This is a genomic window from Moorena sp. SIO1F2, from assembly GCF_010672755.1.
Classification (GTDB): Bacteria; Cyanobacteriota; Cyanobacteriia; order Cyanobacteriales; family Coleofasciculaceae; genus Moorena.
Window position 1 is genome coordinate 1 of the sequence record NZ_JAAHFV010000682.1, and the last position, 1,079, is coordinate 1,079.

The following is a 1,079-nucleotide window of genomic DNA, read 5'->3' on the forward strand; positions in this document are numbered from 1 at the left end:
AAGATGCAAGGGGTGGGTGAGAAGTATCGAAAGCATCATGAGTGTTATAAGGGTTATGAGGGTGGTCAGCCAGAAAAACTATTGCATTAACGTCAGGGGTTGTAAGGGCAATGAGGGTTATGAGGGTGGTCGGATAGAAAAACTATTGCATTAACACCAGGGGTGATATGAGTGTTTAACGTGGAGAGTTAGAAAAACTATTGCATTACCACTATGGGTGCTGTGGGTGATGTGAGTGCATGTCATTAAAGCTGCTTGACCCAGTGGTGCGTTACTGCCCGATTCCCGATTCCCGATTCCCGATTCCCGATTCCCGATTCCCGATTCCCGATTCCCGATTCCCGATTCCCTACTCCCTACTCCCTGTTCCCTGTTCCCTGTTCCCTCATCACAATAAAAAAATTCGGTCAAGTTCTGGTTAATTCCAATCCTTGACCGAATTATTTCTTGTAATTGTCAAAAACCCTAGGGTTCTTGACTATGTGTTCACCAATTCATCGGGAAATTATCCCAATCAACAACATACAAACTTATGTTTTAGACTTCGTACTTTCTCCTCAGTTTTGACCTGTCGCCAGGGATTGGCATCCCTGGCAAGTTGCTATCTTAATCTACCAACAGATGTCGAATCAATATACTGATCACCTCACCAGAATTTCCGATAGGTTGAGGAGTGCTCCACTCATCAACTTGGGCGTAGCCACGGCTATAAAGGCTATAGATTGTGACCCGCACAATTTTGGGAGAACCGATCAATATATGTTTGATTTGCTTCCGTCCTGGCTGGGGTTGGCCAAATGATTCAGGGAGATTAGGATTGTTGGGGTTATACTCGAAATTTTGGAGAAAGTTTTCGATGTCCATAAGTTGTTTTGCTGTTGTTTTTGGGAACATTTTTATGTTACTAAATACTTATTACTTTTGTCAAGTAATTTTTGATTTATTTTTTGCATAAGCTATCAGCTATCAGCTATCAGCTATCAGCTATCAGCTATCAGCTATCAGCTATCAGCTATCAGCTTACGCGCACGCTACACCGAACAGCGATCAGCCATTGGCCGTAGGCCAGGGTACTTGAG

2 protein-coding genes are annotated in these 1,079 nt (G+C 43.4%); one reads left to right on the plus strand and one right to left on the minus strand.

Translation table 11 applies throughout. From position 1 onward, the window contains the following. Positions 1-239: 239 nt before the first annotated feature. Positions 240-422 (plus strand): hypothetical protein, encoded by a 183-nt coding sequence (locus tag F6J94_RS34000; protein WP_293019454.1) that lies wholly within the window; start codon positions 240-242, stop codon positions 420-422. A gap of 184 nt (positions 423-606) precedes the next feature. On the opposite strand, the gene F6J94_RS34005 is transcribed toward F6J94_RS34000, so the two are convergent. After that, positions 607-894, minus strand: coding sequence for a hypothetical protein (locus F6J94_RS34005; protein WP_293048384.1), 288 nt, complete (start codon positions 892-894; stop codon positions 607-609). Positions 895-1,079 lie beyond the last annotated feature (185 nt).